The following is a 19,521-nucleotide window of genomic DNA, read 5'->3' on the forward strand; positions in this document are numbered from 1 at the left end:
CATGGCGGCTACAGTCCACACCCGCGACGGCGGATCGGCCCTGGGCCGGTCCGCCTCGCGGCGCAGCCGGGGTGAGACCCCCTTCCGCTATGCCTCCACAGGCGCCGGAATCCTCCTGCTGGCGATCATGGCGGCCATCGCCGTCTTCCTCGTCGTCGAGGCGATTCCCGCCCTGCGGGCCAACACCGGCGGCTTCTTCACCACCCAGACGTGGGAGCCGAACGCGACCCGGCCCAGCTTCGGCATCGCCGCCCTGGCCTTCGGCACCGTCTTCAGCGCGCTCCTCGCGCTGATCATGGCGGTGCCGGTGGCCGTGGGCGTGGCGCTCTTCATCTCCCACTACGCCCCCCGCCGCCTGGCCGGCGTCCTGGGATACGTCGTCGACCTGCTCGCCGCCGTCCCCAGCGTCGTCTACGGCCTGTGGGGCATCACGTTCCTCGCCCCCTTCATGGTCGGCCCCTCGAACTTCCTCCACGACCACCTGGGCTTCATCCCGCTGTTCGGCGGCGACATCGTCGCGGGCCGCTCGGTGCTGACCGCGTCGCTCGTGCTCGCCGTCATGATCCTGCCGATCATCGCGGCGATCTCCCGCGAGGTGTTCCTCCAGGTCCCCCGGGCGCACGAGGAGGCGGCCCTGGCCCTCGGCGCGACCCGCTGGGAAGTGATCAGGATGGCGGTCCTGCCGTACGGACGTCCCGGCGTCATCAGCGCGGCCATGCTCGGCCTCGGCCGGGCCATGGGCGAGACGATCGCGGTCGCGCTCATCTTCCAGGCGACGTTCGACATCAGCCTCCGGATCCTCACCCCCCAGGGGAACAGCATCGCCGCCAACATCGCCAACAGGTTCGGCGAGGCCACCCAGACCGGCCGCGGCGCGCTGATCGCCTCGGGCCTGGTGCTGTTCGTCATCACCCTGCTGGTGAACATGGGCGCCCGCCTCATCGTCGCCCGCCGCAAGGAGTTCTCCGGAGCCGCCGCGTGACCACGCACACCATCCGGCGCGTCTCGGCCGCCCGGCGCCTCAAGGACCGGCTGGTGCAGACCCTGGTCTACCTGGCGTTCGCCGTCGCCGTCATCCCGCTGATCTCCGTCCTCTGGCTGGTGATCAAGAACGGCCTCGCCCGGTTCGACCTCGACTTCCTGACCCACTCGATGCGCGGCATCGGCGCCCGGGACGTCGGGGGCGGCGCCTACCACGCCATCCTCGGCACCCTGGAGCAGGTTCTCCTCGCCTCGCTGATCTCCGTCCCCATCGGCCTGCTCACCGCTATCTACCTGGTGGAGTACGGCCGCGGCGGCCGGCTGAGCCGGGCGATCAGCTTCTTCGTGGACGTCATGACCGGCATCCCCTCGGTGGTCGCCGGCCTGTTCGTCCTGGCCTTCTGGGTCCTGGCCCTGGGCATGCCGTTCTCCGGCTTCGCCGGCGCGCTCGCCCTGTCGATCCTGATGATGCCGACCGTGGTCCGCTCCACCGAGGAGATGCTCCTGCTGGTCCCCAATGACCTGCGCGAGGCCTCCTACGCGCTGGGCGTGCCCAAGTGGCGGACCATCGTCAAGGTCGTCCTGCCGACCGCCTTCACCGGCATCGTGACCGGCGTCATGCTCGCCATCGCCCGCGTGGCGGGAGAGACGGCCCCGCTCATGCTGACGGTCTTCTTCACCGACTCCATCAACTCCGACCCGTTCAGCGGGCCGCAGATGGGCCTGCCGCTCTATGTCTTCGACCAGGCGAGACGTCCGACGGACATCGCCATCGACCGCGCGTGGACCGGAGCTCTCACGCTCATCCTGATCGTCATGCTGCTCAACCTGGTGGCGCGCCTCATCGCCTGGTGGCGTTCGCCGGCCAGGGGCCGATAGGAGGTAACCCGTAAATGAGCCAGCAGATCCAGGTCTCCGGCCTCGACGCCTACTACGGCAGGCACAAGGCCATCGAGGACATCTCGATGACCATCGAGCCCAACACGATCACCGCGTTCATCGGCCCCTCGGGCTGCGGGAAGTCGACCTTCCTGCGCACGCTGAACCGCATGCACGAGGTCATCCCCGGCGCGCGCGTGGAGGGCAAGGTCCTGCTCGACGGCGAGGACCTCTACGGCCCCGGCGTCGAGCCGGTCTCGGTGCGCCGGATGATCGGCATGGTCTTCCAGCGCCCCAACCCGTTCCCCACGATGTCCATCTACGAGAACGTGGCGGCCGGCCTCCGGCTCAACGGGAGGCGCTCCAAGTCCGAGGTCGACGGCATCGTCGAGACCTCCCTCAAGGGCGCCAACCTCTGGAACGAGGTCAAGGACCGCCTCGGCAAGCCCGGCGCCGGCCTGTCCGGCGGCCAGCAGCAGCGCCTGTGCATCGCCAGGGCCATCGCCGTACGGCCCGAGGTCCTGCTGATGGACGAGCCCTGCTCCGCCCTGGACCCGATCTCCACCCTGGCGATCGAGGACCTGATGGCCGAGCTGAAGAGCAAGTTCACGATCATCATCGTGACGCACAACATGCAGCAGGCCGCCCGGGTGAGCGACCGCACCGCCTTCTTCAACCTCGCCGGGCAGGGGCAGCCGGGCCGCGTCATCGAGATGGACGATACCTCCCGCATCTTCACCAACCCCTCCCAGAAGGCGACCGAGGACTACATCACCGGCCGCTTCGGGTGAACCGACCGCACCACCCGGGCGAGCCGGCCACGCCGTCCGGGTGAACCGACCGCATTGGAGGGACCGGGTGACCCAGCCGCAGACGACACCCGAGGTGAACGGGGGCTCCCGGACCGCGCCACTGCTGCTGGTGGCCGACCCGGAGACATCTCTGGTCCAGGGGCTGGCCGACGCCCTCGAACGCGAGGGCGTCGAGGTCGCGGGAGTGACCGACGGCGCCCAGGCCCTGCTGCAGGCCGGCGCCCTCCAACCCGACGTCGTGCTCGTCAGCGCCTCGCTGCCGGTCATCGGGGCGGTGGAGTTCGTCCGTGCCGTACGGCTGGCACGGGCCGTCCCGGTACTGCTCGGCGTAGGCGAGGGACACGCCGAGCAGGCCGTACAGGCGCTCGCCGCCGGAGCCACCGCGTGCGTGGCCCGGCCGTACCGGGTGCCGGAGCTCCTGCCCCTGGTGCAGGGCGCGTTCTCCGGCGAACCGGGAGGCCGCCGGACGCTCGTGGTCGGCCGGGTGGAGCTCGACGTGCACGCCTACCTGGTCAGGGTGGACGGCCGCGCCGTCCACCTGCCGCTGCGCGAGTTCGAGCTGCTGCACTACCTGATGCGCAACACTCACCGTACGGTGACCCGCGAGCAGATCATGCGCCACGTCTGGAACTCCACCGAGACCACCTCGACCAACACGATCGCGGTCCACGTCAAGCGCCTGCGGGCCCGGCTCGGCGACACCGACGACCGGCTGATCCAGACGGTACGCGGGGTTGGCTACCGGCTCGTCGACAGAGCCGCCCAGGACCGGTCCGTCGGAACACCGTAGCGGGCGGGCCGCGAACGGCCCCGGCCCGGCGCAGGACCGTCGAGAGCGGCTCCCAGGCGGTCCCGAGCCTTGCCGGAGCGAGCAGAGGTGCGAATACGAACGGCCGGACCGACCGGCGGGACCGGCCGCCGGCCGATCCGGCCGAATCGTGAGGTGACCGCTCAGCGGGCGCCGGCGATCAGCTTCGCGATGGAATCGTCGTCGCAGTCCGCCCAGAACCCGCCGACCACGTCCTCCAGGTGCTCCAGCGAGTCGGCCCGGAACAGCACATCCTGATATTTCGTGATGTCGTACTTGGTCGTGCCCATGGCGGCCAGGTCCAGCGGCCGGACGTCCATACCGCGGAACTCCTCGATCTCCCCGTAGGAGGACAGGATGCCCGCGCCGTACGCCCGCAGCTCGCCCTGGTCGGTCATGACACCGAACTCCAGCGTGAACCAGAAGACCTTGGAGACGAACTCCAGGGCCTCCTCGCTCTCGACCCGCCGCGCCGCGCCACCGGCCAGCCGGTAGAGCCGCGCGTACCGGTCGGAGGCCAGCGCGTTGGCGTGCCCGATCACCTCGTGGATCACGTCCGGCTCCGGTGTGTAGAGCGGCGTGGAGTGGTGCCGGATGTACTGCGTCGAATGGAAGAACCCGTCCGCCAGCACACCGTAGAAGTCCCGGAGCGGCACCAGCCCGGCCGCCGGGAGGTACCGGAACCCGGTCAGCGGCTCCAGCAGCTCACCGACCTCCTGCAACTGCGGAATGCGGTCGGTGGGCAGCCGGAGCCGCTCGACCGCGTCCAGATACTCCGCGGTCGCGTATTTGCGGTGCTTGACCGCCAACTCCCTGCTCACCAGCGCCCACACCTCGTGCTCCTGCTCGGTGTAGCCGGCCGTCGGGATCGGCGCGCCGGGCACGTGGTTCACGGCGAGCGCGGCGATGGCGTTACGGCGGGCCCGGTAGACCGGGTCGGAGAAGCCGGGGTGGCTCTTGGCGAGCTCGACCTCGACCGTGCCGTCGTCACGGGTCGCCACCGGTGCGAAGTACTGTGCTTCCTCGAACATGTCTGGAATGACAGCAATTACGCGAATCGTTGGCAAGAGCGAGCAGTTCCGGTGGGCGTTTCGCGCACGAATGCGGGTTCAAGCCTGGTTTCGACTGTTCATATCGCCTAGCCTGAGGCGGTGCCGATCGACAGGCTGGACAGCCGCCTTCTGGTGACCATGCGCGCCCACCCCCGCGTCGGCCTCACCGAGCTCGCCCGTCTGCTCGGCGTGGCCCGCGGCACCGTCCAGGCCCGCCTCGACAAGCTCATCGCGCGGGGCGTCATCGCCGACTTCGGGCCCACGGTCACCCCCGAGGGCGCCGGCTACCCGATCCTCGCCTTCGTCTCCCTTCAGATCGCCCAGGGCCGTCTGGCGGAAGCCGTGCGGGCGCTCGAAGCGGTCCCCGAGATCCTGGAGGTGTACGGCACCAGCGGCCAGGCGGACCTGCTCTGCCGGGTGGTCGCTCGCAGTACGCCGGACCTACAGGAGATCATCGCCCGCATCCTGACCTCGCCGACGATCCAGCGGTCGGACACCACGATCGCCCTGTCCGTCCAGGTCCCGTACCGGATCGAGCCGTTGCTCGACGCGGCACCCGAGACGCCGAGCAGGCCGGGGCCCGAATAGGGGCAGCGCGGGAGGCTGACACGGAACGCGGGCACGGAAAGCGGGCACGCAAAAAAGCGGGGCCCCGGACGACGAACGTCCAGAGCCCCGCTTCGAAAGATTGTCCGGCGGCGACCTACTCTCCCACACCGTCCCCGGTGCAGTACCATCGGCGCTGAAGAGCTTAACTTCCGGGTTCGGAATGTAACCGGGTGTTTCCCCTTCGCCATAACCGCCGTAACACTATGAAACACACAAACACACGCACCCGACCCGGAACCGACATCCCGGGGGTGCAGACGGTGCCTGCTGCCTCAGAATCACACAGTGGACGCGAGCAAAACCAGTGATCACGCGCTGCTCCGGACCCGGCGAAGAGTACAGAGCGCTGCAGAAACCACACGAATGCTTTATGGTCAAGTCCTCGGCCTATTAGTACCGGTCAGCTCCACACATTACTGCGCTTCCACCTCCGGCCTATCAACCCAATCGTCTATTGGGAGCCTTACCCCCTCACGGGGTGGGAGACCTCATCTCAAGGCAAGCTTCCCGCTTAGATGCTTTCAGCGGTTATCCCTCCCGAACGTAGCCAACCAGCCGTGCTCCTGGCGGAACAACTGGCACACCAGAGGTTCGTCCGTCCCGGTCCTCTCGTACTAGGGACAGCCCCTTTCAAGTCTCCTGCGCGCGCAGCGGATAGGGACCGAACTGTCTCGCGACGTTCTAAACCCAGCTCGCGTACCGCTTTAATGGGCGAACAGCCCAACCCTTGGGACCTACTCCAGCCCCAGGATGCGACGAGCCGACATCGAGGTGCCAAACCATCCCGTCGATATGGACTCTTGGGGAAGATCAGCCTGTTATCCCCGGGGTACCTTTTAGCCGTTGAGCGACGGCGCTTCCACATGCCACCGCCGGATCACTAGTCCCAGCTTTCGCTCCTGCTCGACCCGCCGGTCTCACAGTCAAGCTCCCTTGTGCACTTACACTCGACACCTGATTGCCAACCAGGCTGAGGGAACCTTTGGGCGCCTCCGTTACCCTTTAGGAGGCAACCGCCCCAGTTAAACTACCCACCAGACACTGTCCCTGATCCGGATCACGGACCCAAGTTAGACGTCCAAAACGACCAGAGTGGTATTTCACCAATGACTCCACCGGAACTAGCGTCCCAGCTTCACCGTCTCCCACCTATCCTACACAAACCGTTCCAAACGCCAATGTCAAGCTGTAGTGAAGGTCCCGGGGTCTTTCCGTCCTGCTGCGCGTAACGAGCATCTTTACTCGTAGTGCAATTTCGCCGGGTCTGCGGTTGAGACAGCGGGGAAGTCGTTACGCCATTCGTGCAGGTCGGAACTTACCCGACAAGGAATTTCGCTACCTTAGGATGGTTATAGTTACCACCGCCGTTTACTGGCGCTTAAGTTCTCACCTTCGCCGCGTTGCCGCGGCTAAGCGGTCCCCTTAACGTTCCAGCACCGGGCAGGCGTCAGTCCGTATACATCGTCTTACGACTTCGCACGGACCTGTGTTTTTAGTAAACAGTCGCTTCCCCCTGGCCTCTGCGGCCCCCACCAGCTCCGAGTGCAAGACTCATCACCAGCGAAGGCCCCCCTTCTCCCGAAGTTACGGGGGCAATTTGCCGAGTTCCTTAACCGCAGTTCACCCGATCGCCTTGGTATTCTCTACCTGACCACCTGAGTCGGTTTCGGGTACGGGCCGCCATGACACTCACTAGAGGCTTTTCTCGGCAGCATAGGATCACCCACTTCGCCACAATCGGCTCGGCATCACGTCTCAGACCCATGAGAGGCGGATTTGCCTACCCCTCGTCCTACACGCTTACCCCAGGAACAACCATCGCCTGGGATGGGCTACCTTCCTGCGTCACCCCATCGCTTACCTACTACCAGATCAGGTCAGGCGTTCAGCCTCACCCCAGACCCGAAGGCCCGGAGGGCTTAAGGACCCTTAGTATCACTGGGTTCAGTATGGGCGCATCACAGCGGGTACGGGAATATCAACCCGTTGTCCATCGACTACGCCTGTCGGCCTCGCCTTAGGTCCCGACTTACCCTGGGCGGATTAGCCTGGCCCAGGAACCCTTGGTCATCCGGCGCAGAAGTTTCTCACTTCTGATTCGCTACTCATGCCTGCATTCTCACTCGCACGGCCTCCACAACTGGATCACTCCGCTGCTTCGCCGGCCGCACGACGCTCCCCTACCCATCCACACCCCTCGACAAAAGCCAGGGTTAATGCGTGAATGCCACGACTTCGGCGGTGTACTTGAGCCCCGCTACATTGTCGGCGCAGAATCACTTGACCAGTGAGCTATTACGCACTCTTTCAAGGGTGGCTGCTTCTAAGCCAACCTCCTGGTTGTCACTGCGACTCCACATCCTTTCCCACTTAGCACACGCTTAGGGGCCTTAGTCGGTGGTCTGGGCTGTTTCCCTCTCGACTACGGAGCTTATCCCCCGCAGTCTCACTGCCACGCTCTCACTTACCGGCATTCGGAGTTTGGCTGACGTCAGTAACCTTGTCGGGCCCATCGGCCATCCAGTGCTCTACCTCCGGCAAGAAACACGCGACGCTGCACCTAAATGCATTTCGGGGAGAACCAGCTATCACGGAGTTTGATTGGCCTTTCACCCCTAAACACAGGTCATCCCCCAGGTTTTCAACCCTGGTGGGTTCGGTCCTCCACGCGGTCTTACCCGCGCTTCAACCTGCCCATGCCTAGATCACTCCGCTTCGGGTCTGCAGCATGCGACTCAAACGCCCTATTCAGACTCGCTTTCGCTACGGCTACCCCACACGGGTTAACCTCGCCACACACCGCAACTCGCAGGCTCATTCTTCAAAAGGCACGCAGTCACATCACGAGCAGGGCGAACCCCGCTCACGCTCCTACGGCTTGTAGGCACACGGTTTCAGGTACTCTTTCACGACCCCTCACCGGGGCACTTTTCACCTTTCCCTCACGGTACTAGTGCACTATCGGTCATCAGGGAGTATTTAGGCTTACCAGGTGGTCCTGGCAGATTCACACAGGATTTCTCGGGCCCCGTGCTACTTGGGATCCCCTCCAGCAGTCGACAGGATTTCGCCTACCCGGCTCTCACGGTCTCCGGCGCCCCTTCCCAGAAGCTTCGGCTACCCCATCGATTTCTCACTGCTTGTGGCTCCGGCAGAAACCACAAGAGGGTCCCACAACCCCGAACACGCAACGCCCGCCGGCTTTAACACGCGCCCGGTTTAGCCTCTTCCGCTTTCGCTCACCACTACTCACGGAATCACTATTTGTTTTCTCTTCCTACGGGTACTGAGATGTTTCACTTCCCCGCGTTACCACCAACCGCCCTATACATTCAGGCGGAGGCAACACCACATGACTGGTGCTAGGTTTCCCCATTCGGACATCCCCGGATCAACGTCTGGTTGGCGACTCCCCGGGGCTTAACGCAGCCTCCCACGTCCTTCATCGGCTCCTGATGCCAAGGCATCCACCGTGTGCCCTAAAAAACTTGGCCACAAAGATGCTCGCGTCCACTATGCAAATCTCAAACAACACGCAGCGACCACCACGACCCCACCACCAGACACCCACACGAGCCGGAAGCCAACAGCTTCCACCTCATCCGAGCCGGTATGACAGGCGGACGGTCCCGCAGAGGGAAAACCAAACCAGCGAGCCCGCCCGAACAGCGGGCCCGCCTGGTCCGTTTCCTCAGGACCCAACAGTGTGTCCGGACCAGCGAAACCCCTCGCAACCGCCGTTCCCACTCCCCCAGAGCGAACCCCGGAGGCGGTACTAGCCGGCCAGCGACTCCGCTGAACCGAATAGCCAGTGCTCCACTAATGAGCGCACCGTGCGCGAGACGTTCGCTCGCGGCCACGGCATGGACCGATCAGGCCACCCAGCGGGTGAACCGGATCAGCCGGTGCTCCTTAGAAAGGAGGTGATCCAGCCGCACCTTCCGGTACGGCTACCTTGTTACGACTTCGTCCCAATCGCCAGCCCCACCTTCGACCGCTCCCCCCCAAAGGGTTGGGCCACGGGCTTCGGGTGTTGCCGACTTTCGTGACGTGACGGGCGGTGTGTACAAGGCCCGGGAACGTATTCACCGCAGCGTTGCTGATCTGCGATTACTAGCGACTCCGACTTCATGGGGTCGAGTTGCAGACCCCAATCCGAACTGAGACCGGCTTTTAGGGATTCGCTCCACCTTGCGGTATCGCAACCCTCTGTACCGGCCATTGTAGCATGTTTGCAGCCCAAGACATAAGGGGCATGATGACTTGACGTCATCCCCACCTTCCTCCGAGTTGACCCCGGCAGTCCCCCATGAGTCCCCACCACCCCGAAGGGCGTGCTGGCAACATGGAGCAAGGGTTGCGCTCGTTGCGGGACTTAACCCAACATCTCACGACACGAGCTGACGACAGCCATGCACCACCTGTCACCCAGTCCGAAGAGGGCTCTGTCTCCAGAGCTTTCCGGGCGATGTCAAGCCTTGGTAAGGTTCTTCGCGTTGCGTCGAATTAAGCAACATGCTCCGCCGCTTGTGCGGGCCCCCGTCAATTCCTTTGAGTTTTAGCCTTGCGGCCGTACTCCCCAGGCGGGGCGCTTAATGCGTTAGCTACGGCGCGGAAACCGTGGAAGGTCCCCACACCTAGCGCCCAACGTTTACGGCGTGGACTACCAGGGTATCTAATCCTGTTCGCTCCCCACGCTTTCGCTCCTCAGCGTCAGGTAAGGCCCAGAGAACCGCCTTCGCCACCGGTGTTCCTCCTGATATCTGCGCATTTCACCGCTACACCAGGAATTCCGTTCTCCCCTGCCTACCTCTAGCCAGCCCGTATCGAATGCAGACCTGGAGTTAAGCCCCAAGCTTTCACATCCGACGCGACAAGCCACCTACGAGCTCTTTACGCCCAATAATTCCGGACAACGCTTGCGCCCTACGTATTACCGCGGCTGCTGGCACGTAGTTAGCCGGCGCTTCTTCTGCAGGTACACGTCAACTTCGTCCCTGCTGAAAGAGGTTTACAACCCGAAGGCCGTCATCCCCCACGCGGCGTCGCTGCGTCAGGCTTCCGCCCATTGCGCAATATTCCCCACTGCTGCCTCCCGTAGGAGTCTGGGCCGTGTCTCAGTCCCAGTGTGGCCGGTCGCCCTCTCAGGCCGGCTACCCGTCGTCGCCTTGGTAGGCCGTTACCCCACCAACAAGCTGATAGGCCGCGAGTCCATCCCCAACCGAAAAGACTTTCCACACGCATCCCATGCGGAAGCGTGTCGTATCCGGTATTAGACCCAGTTTCCCGGGCTTATCCCAGAGTCAGGGGCAGGTTACTCACGTGTTACTCACCCGTTCGCCGCTCGAGTACCCCGAAGGGCCTTTCCGCTCGACTTGCATGTGTTAAGCACGCCGCCAGCGTTCGTCCTGAGCCAGGATCAAACTCTCCAAACAATGTCTACAGAGTTTCTCCCGGCTGAAAGCATCCCCATCCCCAGCGAAGGAGACGAGGTGCATCAACCAAAGGAATCCGTCCTCCCACCGAGGCGGGTGGGACGGGGTTGTGCATCATGCACTGGCTTTTAACACACTGTTGAGTTCTCAAGAAACGGACGCGTTCACCGTCGGTCCGGATCGTCGATCCGCCCTCCGGGGCATTCGTTTCGCGTCTCAATCCTAGCAGTTCCGCCTGGTTTGTGTCAAACTGTCGCTTTCGCGTCAGCCGACCCGCACCCGCCGGATCCACAGCGGATCTCGACCGCCCCGTCTCCAGGGCAACCCCTCTAACTTACTCCAACATCCGGTTTGTGTCCAATCGTGCGGACACGGCCGAAAGTCGGTTTCAGTGTGAGGGAGGTGCCGGGCATCTTGCTCACCCGGGACCTTGCGGCTCCTGGGGGCTCGTTGCCCTGCAGGAAGAACATTAGCAGGCCCCAGAGGCAACAAGGACAACTTGCCAACCATCCCCGAGGGTCGTGCGTCCCAAACGTGAGCGGCAGGACGCGGGCAGACGCAAGCGGGCGTCAAGCCGTCCGCAATCACCGCTCGATATGACATAGGGACGAGGGTCAGGATCCTGACTCCACCATGGAGGTGAGCAGCATGGCCCGTTCGGAGTTCGACGACATCCGCGCGCACATCGACGCGGAGGCCGATCACCCCGAGGACCTCCTCATGGTCGCCAGATCCCTGTTGAGCGACCTTGAGGAGGTGCGAATGCGTGAGGCGTTGCTCCGGTCCCACTACCTGCGTCTGCTGACCGCGGCCCGGGCGACGGTGGCCGCCGAGGCGGCCGGCCACCCGCAACCGCTCACGTTTCTCCGGGACGAGCTCGCCAAGAGGGGTCAGCTTCCCGCCACCGACGAGGAGGTGACTCAGATCCTGGCCGACGCGCACGCGGCGGCCGTGCTGCTGGCGGAGCTGGAGAAGTCCGCGCCGGAGCGGACCGGGAGTGGCGGGCCCCGTCTTCGCGCGTGCATGGGCGTGAGCCGTACCCTCCGCCGCTGAGGCGCTCCCCGGCCGAGAGGACCGGGCGCCGCGCAGACCTCAGTGGCCGCTTCGCAGGGTGCACAGCCGGTCGGCGACCTCCTGGCAGGGCGCTCCCAGGTCGAACCGGCTCAGCAGGAAGATCCCGTCGCCGGTGTCGATCTCAAGGAACTCCGTACGTGAGGTGAGGCGGGTCCGTGTGTCCACCCGGATCCGCTCGACCGCGCTCCACGGCACCCGTTCGGAACCGGCGAACCCCCTCACCACGACGAGTCCGTGGCCGTCGGCGCTGAGCCGTACCGGGGCCAGGACGTCGCGCAGGGCGAGACCCGCGGCCACCAGGGTCGCGACGCCCGCCAGGATCATGCCGCGCGGATCCCCGAGGCTCAGCACGGTGAGCAGCGCGAAGCCGAGGGCCGCGACGGTTTTCAGGACCGCGAGCTCCCTGCGTACCCGCCAGCGCAGGATCGGTCCGGACATGTCATCCACACCGGCACGCTAGCCGCTCATCCCCGAGGTGTGTACGGCGGCGCCACGCCCCACCCCCAGTGGGGCACCGGAGCCTTGGCGACCGGAGTGGCGCCCGGCTGGGAGTTGGCGAACGCCAGACGGGTCCCCCACTCGATGTAGCCGAGGAACGCCGCCCGGAACTCCGGATCCCCGGGAAGACCGACCTCGTCGGCGGCGTCCAGGAGGAGGTTCACCCAGCGGCGGCGTTGCCGCTCGGTGATGCCCTTGCCGATGTGCTGGGAGAGCATGTGGGCATACCCCCCGCGTTCCCGCGTGTAGCGGTCGGGGCCGCCGAAGACCTCGCCCAGCCAGATGGCGACGTACGTGGGGTGCCGCGGGTCCATGCCGGCGAACAGCGGGCCGATGAGCTCGTCCTTCAGCACGTGCCCGTAGAACACCTCGGTGAGCCGCTCGAACGCCTCGGCCCCGCCGGCCCAGTCGTACAGGGTCGGCACCGAGGCCCCCTGCCCGTGGACACCGGTCGGCTCGTAGTGGCGCATCTCCTCGATGTCGGAGACGTACGGCCGGATCTCGGTGAAGAAGGCCGCGAAGTTCGGGCCGTTCCGGAAGCCTTCGAGGTGGTCCTCGGCGGAGGTCCAGGTGATCCGGAGGATGTAGCGGCCGGCTTCCTCCGCGCAACGGGTGAGTTCGTAGTCGACGCACTCGGGAGCGCTGCCGAGGGATGCCGCGGCACGCCGGTAGGCGGCCTCGAAGTCTGCCGACCGCTCCTCGGGGACGCGGTAACGGATGTATTCGACGATCAATGGCCTGCCCTTCATCGAAAACCCTTGATCGCATGTAATCATGTAAGCAACGGGCGCACAACAGAAGTGCGGAAACGCGAAAGGCCCGGATCTCAGTGAGATCCGGGCCCTTGCTCGTGGTAGCGGGGACAGGATTTGAACCTGCGACCTCTGGGTTATGAGCCCAGCGAGCTACCGAACTGCTCCACCCCGCGTCGGTGTGTTGCATCTGAAGATTACCCGGCATCCCGGGGACAAGGCAAATCGGCGGCACGACACCCTGGGGACGCGGCTTCGGAGAGTGGACCCCGGACAACGCGAAAGGCCCGGATCTCAGTGAGATCCGGGCCCTTGCTCGTGGTAGCGGGGACAGGATTTGAACCTGCGACCTCTGGGTTATGAGCCCAGCGAGCTACCGAACTGCTCCACCCCGCGTCGGTGTGTGTCTAAAGACTACCCGGCTTCGGCGGTGGAAGCGAATCGTTCGGCCCGCGGGGCTCCTCCCGGCTAGGGACTCGGTGACGACGTGGGGGTCGGCGACGGTGTGGCCGACCCCGACGGCACCGGCGTCGCCGTCGGTGCGGGGGTCGAGGTCGGCGTGGGAGTCGCCGTCGGCGCCGCGGCCGACTCCAGCTTCTTCAGCGCGTCCGAGAGCGCCTTCTGGGCCGCGCCGTACTCCGTCCAGTTGGGCGGGTTGGCGTTCAGGGCCTTCTGCGCCCTGTCGTACGCCTGCTGGGCCTCGCCGATCGCCTGGTTCAGCGCGGTGTTCGGCTGAACCGGCGTGTTCGGCTTGTTCACCTCCTGCTGGGGCAGCTGGGCGCCGTCCCCGAAGACCTGCTTCAGTGCGGCGTCCAGCGTGTCGGCGAAGCCGACCCTGTCGCCGTAGGAGACGAGCACCCGGCGGAGGATCGGGTACGGCTCCTGCCCGGAGGAGGCGGCGGTCTCCACGTAGACCGGCTCGATGTAGACCAGGCCGCCGGCGAACGGCAGGGTCAGGAGGTTGCCGTAGCGGACCTTCGCCCCTCCGATGCCGAGGAGGTTGAGCTCGCCGGAGAACTTGTTCTGGAAGTTGTTCTGCACCTGTCCCGGGCCGGGGATGGTGGTGTTGGAGGGCATCCGCAGGATGCGGAGCTTGCCGTAGTCGGGCCCGGGGTTGGCGTCCACGGACATGAACGCCGCGAGGTTCGGGCCCTGGCGCGGCACGAACGTGGTGGTCAGGGAGAACGTCGGCTCGTCCGTGTTCGGCATCTTGACCGACAGGTAGTACGGCGGCTGCTTGACGTCACGCTCGCCCGACGACGGGTCGTTGGGGACGTTCCAGAAGTCCTGGCCGCTGTAGAAGGCGTTCGGGTCCTTGATGTGGTAGCGGGACAGCACGTCGCGCTGGACCTTGAACAGCGCCTCGGGGTAGCGCAGGTGCTGCTGGAGACCCGTGGAGATCTCGCTCTTCGGCTTGACGATGCCGGGGAACGCCTTGCGCCAGGTCTGCAGGATCGGGTCCTTCTCGTCCCAGGCGTAGAGCGTGACGGTGCCGTCGTAGGCGTCCACCGTGGCCTTGACCGAGTTGCGCATGTAGTTGATCTGGTCGCGCGGCTGCTGCACCACCAGGCGGGGATCGGTGACGGTGTCCCGCGTCATCGACTCCAGGCTCCGGCTGTCGGAGTAGGGGTAGGCGTTGGACGTGGTGTAGGCGTCGACGATCCAGACCACCCTGCCGTCGACGATGGCGGGGTAGGAGTTGTCGTCCAGGCTCAGGAACGGCGCGACCTTGGCGATGCGCTCCTGCGGGTTGCGCACATAGAGGATCTTGGACTTGTCGTTCACGTCACTCGACAGCAGCAGGTTCATCTCGCCGTACTTGGCGGCGTAGAGGACCCTGTTGATGAACGAGCCGACCGGGACGCCGCCCTTGCCGTCGTAGGTGGTGTCCTTCTGGCCGGTGCCGCTGCTCAGCGGGTAGTCCAGCTCCTGGTTGCGGTCGCCGCCCACGACGACGTACTCGGGCGCGCTCGGGGACTCGCCGAAGTAGACCCGCGCCTCCTTCAGGCCGGTCCGCTCGGCCAGGGGGCCGGTCACCGGCATGTCCTTGGCGTCGAAGGCCGGCAGGCCCTCGGCGTCGACCTTGTTGCCCGGCGCGGCCACGAAGCCGTAGCCGTGGGTGTAGACGAGGTGCCGGTTGATCCAGTTGTCCTGCTCGGCGGGCGGGCCGGTGAGCTCGCGCACCGCCACCACGGTGTCGCGCGGCTTGCCCGACTCGTCCGGGTAGCGGTCGACGTCGAGCGGGTCGTGGAAGTCGTAGAAGCCGCGGATGCGCTGCTTCTGCTGGTAGGTCTTGGACACCAGGTTGGGGTCGAGCAGGCGCACGCCGGAGATCGAGCTGTCGGCGGTGACGTTGACCTTCGAGGCGTCACCCTGCGCGGCGTAGTCGATGACCTCCGTCTGATCGACGCCGTACGCCTTTCTGGTGGCCTCGATGTTGCGTCTGATGAACTCCTGCTCCTTGCCCTGCTGGTTGGGCTTGACCTGGAACTGCTCGACCAGGGCCGGGTAGACCATGCCGATCAGGATGGCCGACAGCACCAGCAGGCCGAAGGCGACGCCGGGCAGCATGGCCCCGGGACGGACCACCCCGGCGAAGAACAGCGCCGCGCAGATCAGGGCGATGATCGCCAGGATCGTCTTGGCGGGGTACACCGCGTTGACGTCGGTGTAGGAGGCGCCGTACACGAAGCCCCGGTCGGAGAAGACGAGTTCGTACCGGTCGACCCAGTAGGCGACCGCCTTGAGCAGCACGAAGACGCCGAGCAGCACCGACAGGTGGACGCGGGCGGCGCGGGTGGCGTGCACTCCGGGCGACTGGAGCCGGAAGCCTCCGTAGAGGTAGTGCACGACGGCCGCCATGACGGCCGACAGCACCACGGCGGTGAACAGGAAGTTCAGCACCATCCGCAGGAACGGGAAGGTGAACATGAAGAACGACACGTCGTAGTGGAACAGCGCGTCGGTCTCACCGAACGGGGTGGCGTTGACGAACTCCAGCCAGGTCTTCCACTGCCCGGCGAACGAGGACCCCGTGAAGAGGGCCAGGACCGCGGCGCCGATGATGAAGATCATCTTTCGGTGCGGGTCGAGGGCCATCCGGTAGCGGTCCGCGCCGCTGGCACCGCCGAACATTCCGGGGCCGAACATCGGCCGCGCCCGGTAGGCGAGGAGCATGTTGCCTCCCACCAGACCGACCATCAGGACGGCGCCCACGACGAACAGCACGATCTGGGTGACGATCACACCGGAGAAGATCGAGGTGTAGCCGACCGAGTCGTACCAGAGGTAGTCGGTGAAGACGCCGACGAACAGGAAGAACAACGCGACGAGCGCGACGATGGCGATCGCCGTGGGAATCAAGAGTCGCGGCCGGCGGGGCAAGCGCATCGCCCTACCGGCTCCGGGGGTCCGGAAGCTCAAGGCCAACCCCTTGTCGTGAGAGCACGGTCCGTGTTTGGAAACCTACACCGGCGGGGGTTCGGCCGTGCTCAGCCCTTGGGCACGGTCCGGCCACAACGCCCGCGGATCCCGGGTTCACCGATGCCAACGTGCGGGGCGGCGGAACAGTGCCCGGAAAATCGGATGGAACCCGGAGAATTCGGACGGTCACCACGCGTCACCGCCGGCCGGTCCGCCTCGCGCGGGCGCGGGACGCCGGCCGTCGCGCCTCGCGCGGGTGCCGGGCGGCCCCTCGCCACCACCCGGCCGGTCCGTCCCACGCGTACGTCCGGCACGGCCGCCACCGTCCCATGCGCGCGCCGGTACGGCCGTCAGCCCGCCGGGCAGCTCTCCGTCGGACCGCCGGTGCGGATCGCGTCGACCGCCTGCACCGCGCCGTGGAGCGTGTCCACCTTGACCAGCTTGAGCCCGTCGGGGACCGCCTTGACGGCCTCGGCGCAGTTGCCGGCCGGGGTGAGGAAGAACACCGCCCCGTCCTCGCGGGCGCCGACCATCTTCTGCTGGATGCCGCCGATGGGGCCGACCTGGCCGTCCGGGGTGATGGTGCCGGTGCCGGCGATGGCCTTGCCCCCGGTCATCTCGCCGGGGGTGAGCTTGTCCACGATGCCGAGGGAGAACATCATCCCGGCGCTCGGCCCGCCGACGTCACCGACGTTGATCTCCACCTTGAACGGGAACTTGTAGCCGATCCGCATGGTGACGCCCACGACGGGCGTGCCGTCCTGGGCGGCGATGGTGGGGGCGGCCACGGTGGTGCTCTGGCCGGCGCGGTTGACGGTGAAGTCGACCCGCTGGCCCGGCTTGTGCTTGCGGACGGCGGCGGCGACGCTCTCACGGTCGGTCACCGTGACGCCGTCCACCGCGGTGATCTCGTCTCCGCGCTTGAACTTCCCGTCGGCCGGCAGGCCCTTCTGGACGGAGGCCACGGTCACGACCGAGGTGAAGGGGATCTTCAGCTCGGTCAGCGCCGCCGCGGTGGCGTCGTCCTGGGAGCTGGTCATCTCCTCGGTGTTCTGCTGATCGACCTGCTCGGCGGTGCTCGTCGGCGGGAAGATCGTCTCCTCCGGCACGACGGCGATGGTCGGGTCGAGCCAGCCCCGCAGCGCGCTGAGCAGGTCGATCCTGCTGCCGGGACCGCCCTGGTAGGCCACGGTGACGAGCCTGAGGGTGCCGGAGGTCGGGTAGGTCTGGCGGCCCTCGATGCTGATCACGGGCTTGCCCTTGACGTCTCCGATGGTGTTCTCGGTCGGTCCGGGGCTCAGCACCACGTACGGCACGGGCAGCAGGGCGCCGACGATGCCCAGCAGGAGTGTGAGGATGCCGGCCACCGTCAGTGTCAGCGCTCGTCGTGACATGACAGGAAGCCTATGCCGTATCACCGGTGGGACGACCGCGCCCCCACCCCCCGGCCCGCCGCGGCGGCGCGGCCGGCGCCGGACGTCAGTCGCAGGCCCCGACCCACTCGGTCGTGCCGTCGGTGAAGAGCTGGTGCTTCCAGATCGGCACGGTGCTCTTGAGGTCGTCGATCAGCCTGCGGGCTGCGGTGAACGCCTCGCCGCGGTGGGGGCAGGCGACCGCCACGATGACCGCGATGTCCCCCAGCGCGAGGTCGCCGGTCCGGTGCACCGCGGCCAGCGCGGTCACCGGGAAGTCCGCGGCGATCTTCTCGGCCACCCTGCGCAGCTCGGCCTCGGCGCTCGGATGGGCCGAGTAGGACAGCCGGGTGACCGGTCTGTCGTGGTCATGGTCACGGACCGTGCCGACGAAGAGCGCCGTGCCGCCGGCCGTGTGGTCGCCGACGGCGGAGAACACCTCGTCGAGGGACAGGGGGGTGTCGCGAATGCCCAGCAACCGGATGACGTCCACGCCGAAAGCCTACATCGCCGGAGCCCGGCGGCCCCGGCTCCGGCTCCGGAGCGATCGACCGGATGCGGCGGGTCTCCGGGATCCCGGGACTCCGGGTGATCCGGCGCCCCGGCGCGGCGATCCCTCGTGCGGCGCGGGCCCCGGTCTCACGGGCGGCGCTTCTTGCGGGCCACGCGGACGATGGCGGCGGTGCCCAGGACCGCGACGGTGGCCCCGGCGGCGGTGAGGGTGGCCTCCTTGCCGGACAGGCGGCGGCCGACGACGGTGTGCCTGCCCTCGCGCAGCTCCAGCAGCTCGGTGAACGCGGCCTCGTTCGTCCACGCCGGCTTCCACCCGGCCTCGCGCAGCGACGCGCAGTCGACGACCCAGGGGTAGACCACGTAATGGAGGTCGGTGGCGGGCGCCGGGGTGACGCCCAGCCGGTGCAGGCGCTGGGCGGTGCCGAAGGTCAGCCCGGCGGGCAGCTCGAACCTGCGCAGCCCGGAGAGCTCCTCGACCTGCTCGTGCTCCAGCCAGCCGTCGCAGCCCACGGCCACCGTCCCGGAGACCGTGCCGAGCGCGGCCAGCTCAAGGGCCGAGACCAGGTCGTCGACGTGACAGAACTGCCAGCGGGGTTCGCAGCCCTTGACGCTGAGCAGCCGGGGCGACTCGAAGTGACGGGTGACGACGCTGTCCACGCCGGGGCCCACCACGGCGGCGGGCCGTACCACGGTGACCTCCAGGCCGGGGTGGCTGCGCAGGGAGCGCCGGACCAGCGCCTCGATCTCCAGGTGGTCGCCGACCATGCCGGTGTCGGGCTCGGCGGCCACGGGGGCGTCCTCCGGCAGCGGGACGGGGTTGTCGGGTGTCGCGCCGTACACCATGGCGCTGGTGACGAGCACGACGCGGCGCACTCGGGCGGCCGCGCTGGCGGTGAGGACCGTCTGCGCGGCGCGCAGGTTGTAGGCCCGGCGCTCGGTGGCGTCGGCGTCGAGGGCGAAGTCTCCCGCCAGGTGGACGAGCACGTCGATGTCGGAGATCCGGTTCGCCAGAAGCGGATCCCTGACGTCGATGACCCGCCAGGTGACGCCGGGGACGTCACCGCGCTGCTCGTCGATGGCCACGACCCTGCGGAAATCCGCAGAAGAGGCGACCTTCGCGAGGAACGCGCGGCCGACTCCGGAGGCGGCGCCGGTGACGGCGACGACCGGGGACCGCGGGCGTTTCGAGGTAGGCACCATGTACTCGCTTTGCACTGACCCGCCGTGCGACGGATAACGTGGCGGATGTGGACTCCTCCATCCTGCACGAGGT

At 66.6% G+C, this 19,521-nt stretch carries 13 protein-coding genes, 2 tRNA genes and 3 rRNA genes; 6 read left to right on the forward strand and 12 right to left on the reverse strand.

Annotation, left to right across the window (positions count from 1 at the left end; all coding sequences use genetic code 11):
• Position 1 precedes the first annotated feature (1 nt).
• From pstC to HDA43_RS23560, 4 genes are all read left to right on the forward strand, one after another.
• Positions 2-982: a phosphate ABC transporter permease subunit PstC gene (gene pstC, locus HDA43_RS23545; protein ID WP_179825226.1), complete on the forward strand. Its 981-nt coding sequence runs from the start codon at positions 2-4 to the stop codon at positions 980-982.
• Positions 979-1,860 carry a phosphate ABC transporter permease PstA gene (pstA, locus tag HDA43_RS23550; RefSeq protein ID WP_179825228.1) on the forward strand — a complete coding sequence of 294 codons (882 nt, stop codon included), beginning with the start codon at positions 979-981 and terminating at the stop codon, positions 1,858-1,860. The genes pstC and pstA overlap by 4 nt, the downstream gene beginning before the upstream one ends.
• A gap of 14 nt (positions 1,861-1,874) precedes the next feature.
• On the forward strand, positions 1,875-2,651 hold the full coding sequence (gene pstB, locus HDA43_RS23555) for a phosphate ABC transporter ATP-binding protein PstB (RefSeq protein ID WP_179825229.1): 777 nt from the start codon (positions 1,875-1,877) through the stop codon (positions 2,649-2,651).
• Positions 2,652-2,718: 67 nt separating this feature from the next.
• A complete protein-coding gene (locus HDA43_RS23560; RefSeq protein ID WP_179825231.1) occupies positions 2,719-3,462 on the forward strand; it encodes a response regulator transcription factor in 744 nt (247 codons plus the stop codon).
• Between the two features lie 161 nt (positions 3,463-3,623).
• Here the strand turns inward: HDA43_RS23560 and HDA43_RS23565 are convergent, their stop codons facing one another.
• Positions 3,624-4,511: a phenylalanine 4-monooxygenase gene (locus HDA43_RS23565; RefSeq protein WP_179825233.1), complete on the reverse strand. Its 888-nt coding sequence runs from the start codon at positions 4,509-4,511 to the stop codon at positions 3,624-3,626.
• 120 nt (positions 4,512-4,631) lie between these two features.
• Between HDA43_RS23565 and HDA43_RS23570 the strand changes: the two genes are divergently transcribed.
• Positions 4,632-5,120, forward strand: a complete 489-nt coding sequence (locus HDA43_RS23570) for an Lrp/AsnC family transcriptional regulator (protein WP_179825235.1) — start codon at positions 4,632-4,634, stop codon at positions 5,118-5,120.
• A gap of 102 nt (positions 5,121-5,222) precedes the next feature.
• On the opposite strand, the gene rrf is transcribed toward HDA43_RS23570, so the two are convergent.
• From rrf to HDA43_RS23585, 3 genes are all read right to left on the reverse strand, one after another.
• Positions 5,223-5,339 (reverse strand): 5S ribosomal RNA (gene rrf / locus HDA43_RS23575).
• A gap of 172 nt (positions 5,340-5,511) precedes the next feature.
• Positions 5,512-8,635: ribosomal RNA gene (locus HDA43_RS23580) — 23S ribosomal RNA — on the reverse strand.
• Between the two features lie 422 nt (positions 8,636-9,057).
• A 16S ribosomal RNA gene (locus tag HDA43_RS23585) occupies positions 9,058-10,576 on the reverse strand.
• Together the 16S, 23S and 5S rRNA genes form the textbook arrangement of a ribosomal RNA operon.
• A 648-nt stretch (positions 10,577-11,224) precedes the next feature.
• Between HDA43_RS23585 and HDA43_RS23590 the strand changes: the two genes are divergently transcribed.
• On the forward strand, positions 11,225-11,629 hold the full coding sequence (locus tag HDA43_RS23590) for a hypothetical protein (RefSeq protein WP_179825237.1): 405 nt from the start codon (positions 11,225-11,227) through the stop codon (positions 11,627-11,629).
• A 39-nt stretch (positions 11,630-11,668) separates the two neighbouring features.
• On the opposite strand, the gene HDA43_RS23595 is transcribed toward HDA43_RS23590, so the two are convergent.
• The 8 genes from HDA43_RS23595 to HDA43_RS23630 all read right to left on the reverse strand — a co-directional run bounded on the left by HDA43_RS23595 (position 11,669) and on the right by HDA43_RS23630 (position 19,448).
• Positions 11,669-12,088 carry a PH domain-containing protein gene (locus HDA43_RS23595; RefSeq protein WP_179826395.1) on the reverse strand — a complete coding sequence of 140 codons (420 nt, stop codon included), beginning with the start codon at positions 12,086-12,088 and terminating at the stop codon, positions 11,669-11,671.
• Between the two features lie 26 nt (positions 12,089-12,114).
• Positions 12,115-12,897 (reverse strand): group II truncated hemoglobin, encoded by a 783-nt coding sequence (locus HDA43_RS23600; RefSeq protein WP_246424494.1) that lies wholly within the window; start codon positions 12,895-12,897, stop codon positions 12,115-12,117.
• A gap of 102 nt (positions 12,898-12,999) precedes the next feature.
• Positions 13,000-13,076: transfer RNA gene (locus HDA43_RS23605), tRNA-Met, on the reverse strand.
• 143 nt (positions 13,077-13,219) lie between these two features.
• Positions 13,220-13,296, reverse strand: a tRNA-Met gene (locus HDA43_RS23610).
• Positions 13,297-13,368: 72 nt separating this feature from the next.
• Complete coding sequence (locus HDA43_RS23615) at positions 13,369-16,290, reverse strand: UPF0182 family membrane protein (RefSeq protein ID WP_246424495.1); 2,922 nt, start codon at positions 16,288-16,290, stop codon at positions 13,369-13,371.
• Between the two features lie 383 nt (positions 16,291-16,673).
• Complete coding sequence (locus HDA43_RS23620; protein ID WP_179825242.1) at positions 16,674-17,717, reverse strand: YlbL family protein; 1,044 nt, start codon at positions 17,715-17,717, stop codon at positions 16,674-16,676.
• Between the two features lie 85 nt (positions 17,718-17,802).
• Positions 17,803-18,228, reverse strand: coding sequence for a molybdenum cofactor biosynthesis protein MoaE (locus tag HDA43_RS23625; RefSeq protein ID WP_179825244.1), 426 nt, complete (start codon positions 18,226-18,228; stop codon positions 17,803-17,805).
• Positions 18,229-18,374: 146 nt separating this feature from the next.
• Positions 18,375-19,448: an NAD-dependent epimerase/dehydratase family protein gene (locus tag HDA43_RS23630; protein ID WP_179825246.1), complete on the reverse strand. Its 1,074-nt coding sequence runs from the start codon at positions 19,446-19,448 to the stop codon at positions 18,375-18,377.
• Between the last annotated feature and the right edge of the window lie 73 nt (positions 19,449-19,521).

Source organism: Streptosporangium sandarakinum (assembly GCF_013409935.1).
GTDB classification, from domain to species: domain Bacteria; phylum Actinomycetota; class Actinomycetes; order Streptosporangiales; family Streptosporangiaceae; genus Streptosporangium; species Streptosporangium nondiastaticum.

Excerpts from the sequence above, each read along its gene's own strand:
- HDA43_RS23565 (WP_179825233.1), bottom strand. The coding sequence starts at position 4,511 with ATGTTCGAGGAAGCACAGTACTTCGCACCGGTGGCGACCCGTGACGAC.
- HDA43_RS23620 (WP_179825242.1), bottom strand. The coding sequence starts at position 17,717 with ATGTCACGACGAGCGCTGACACTGACGGTGGCCGGCATCCTCACACTC.
- pstC (WP_179825226.1), top strand. The coding sequence starts at position 2 with ATGGCGGCTACAGTCCACACCCGCGACGGCGGATCGGCCCTGGGCCGG.
- HDA43_RS23615 (WP_246424495.1), bottom strand. The coding sequence starts at position 16,290 with ATGCGCTTGCCCCGCCGGCCGCGACTCTTGATTCCCACGGCGATCGCC.
- HDA43_RS23595 (WP_179826395.1), bottom strand. The coding sequence starts at position 12,088 with ATGTCCGGACCGATCCTGCGCTGGCGGGTACGCAGGGAGCTCGCGGTC.
- HDA43_RS23590 (WP_179825237.1), top strand. The coding sequence starts at position 11,225 with ATGGCCCGTTCGGAGTTCGACGACATCCGCGCGCACATCGACGCGGAG.
- pstB (WP_179825229.1), top strand. The coding sequence starts at position 1,875 with ATGAGCCAGCAGATCCAGGTCTCCGGCCTCGACGCCTACTACGGCAGG.
- HDA43_RS23600 (WP_246424494.1), bottom strand. The coding sequence starts at position 12,897 with ATGAAGGGCAGGCCATTGATCGTCGAATACATCCGTTACCGCGTCCCC.
- HDA43_RS23630 (WP_179825246.1), bottom strand. The coding sequence starts at position 19,448 with ATGGTGCCTACCTCGAAACGCCCGCGGTCCCCGGTCGTCGCCGTCACC.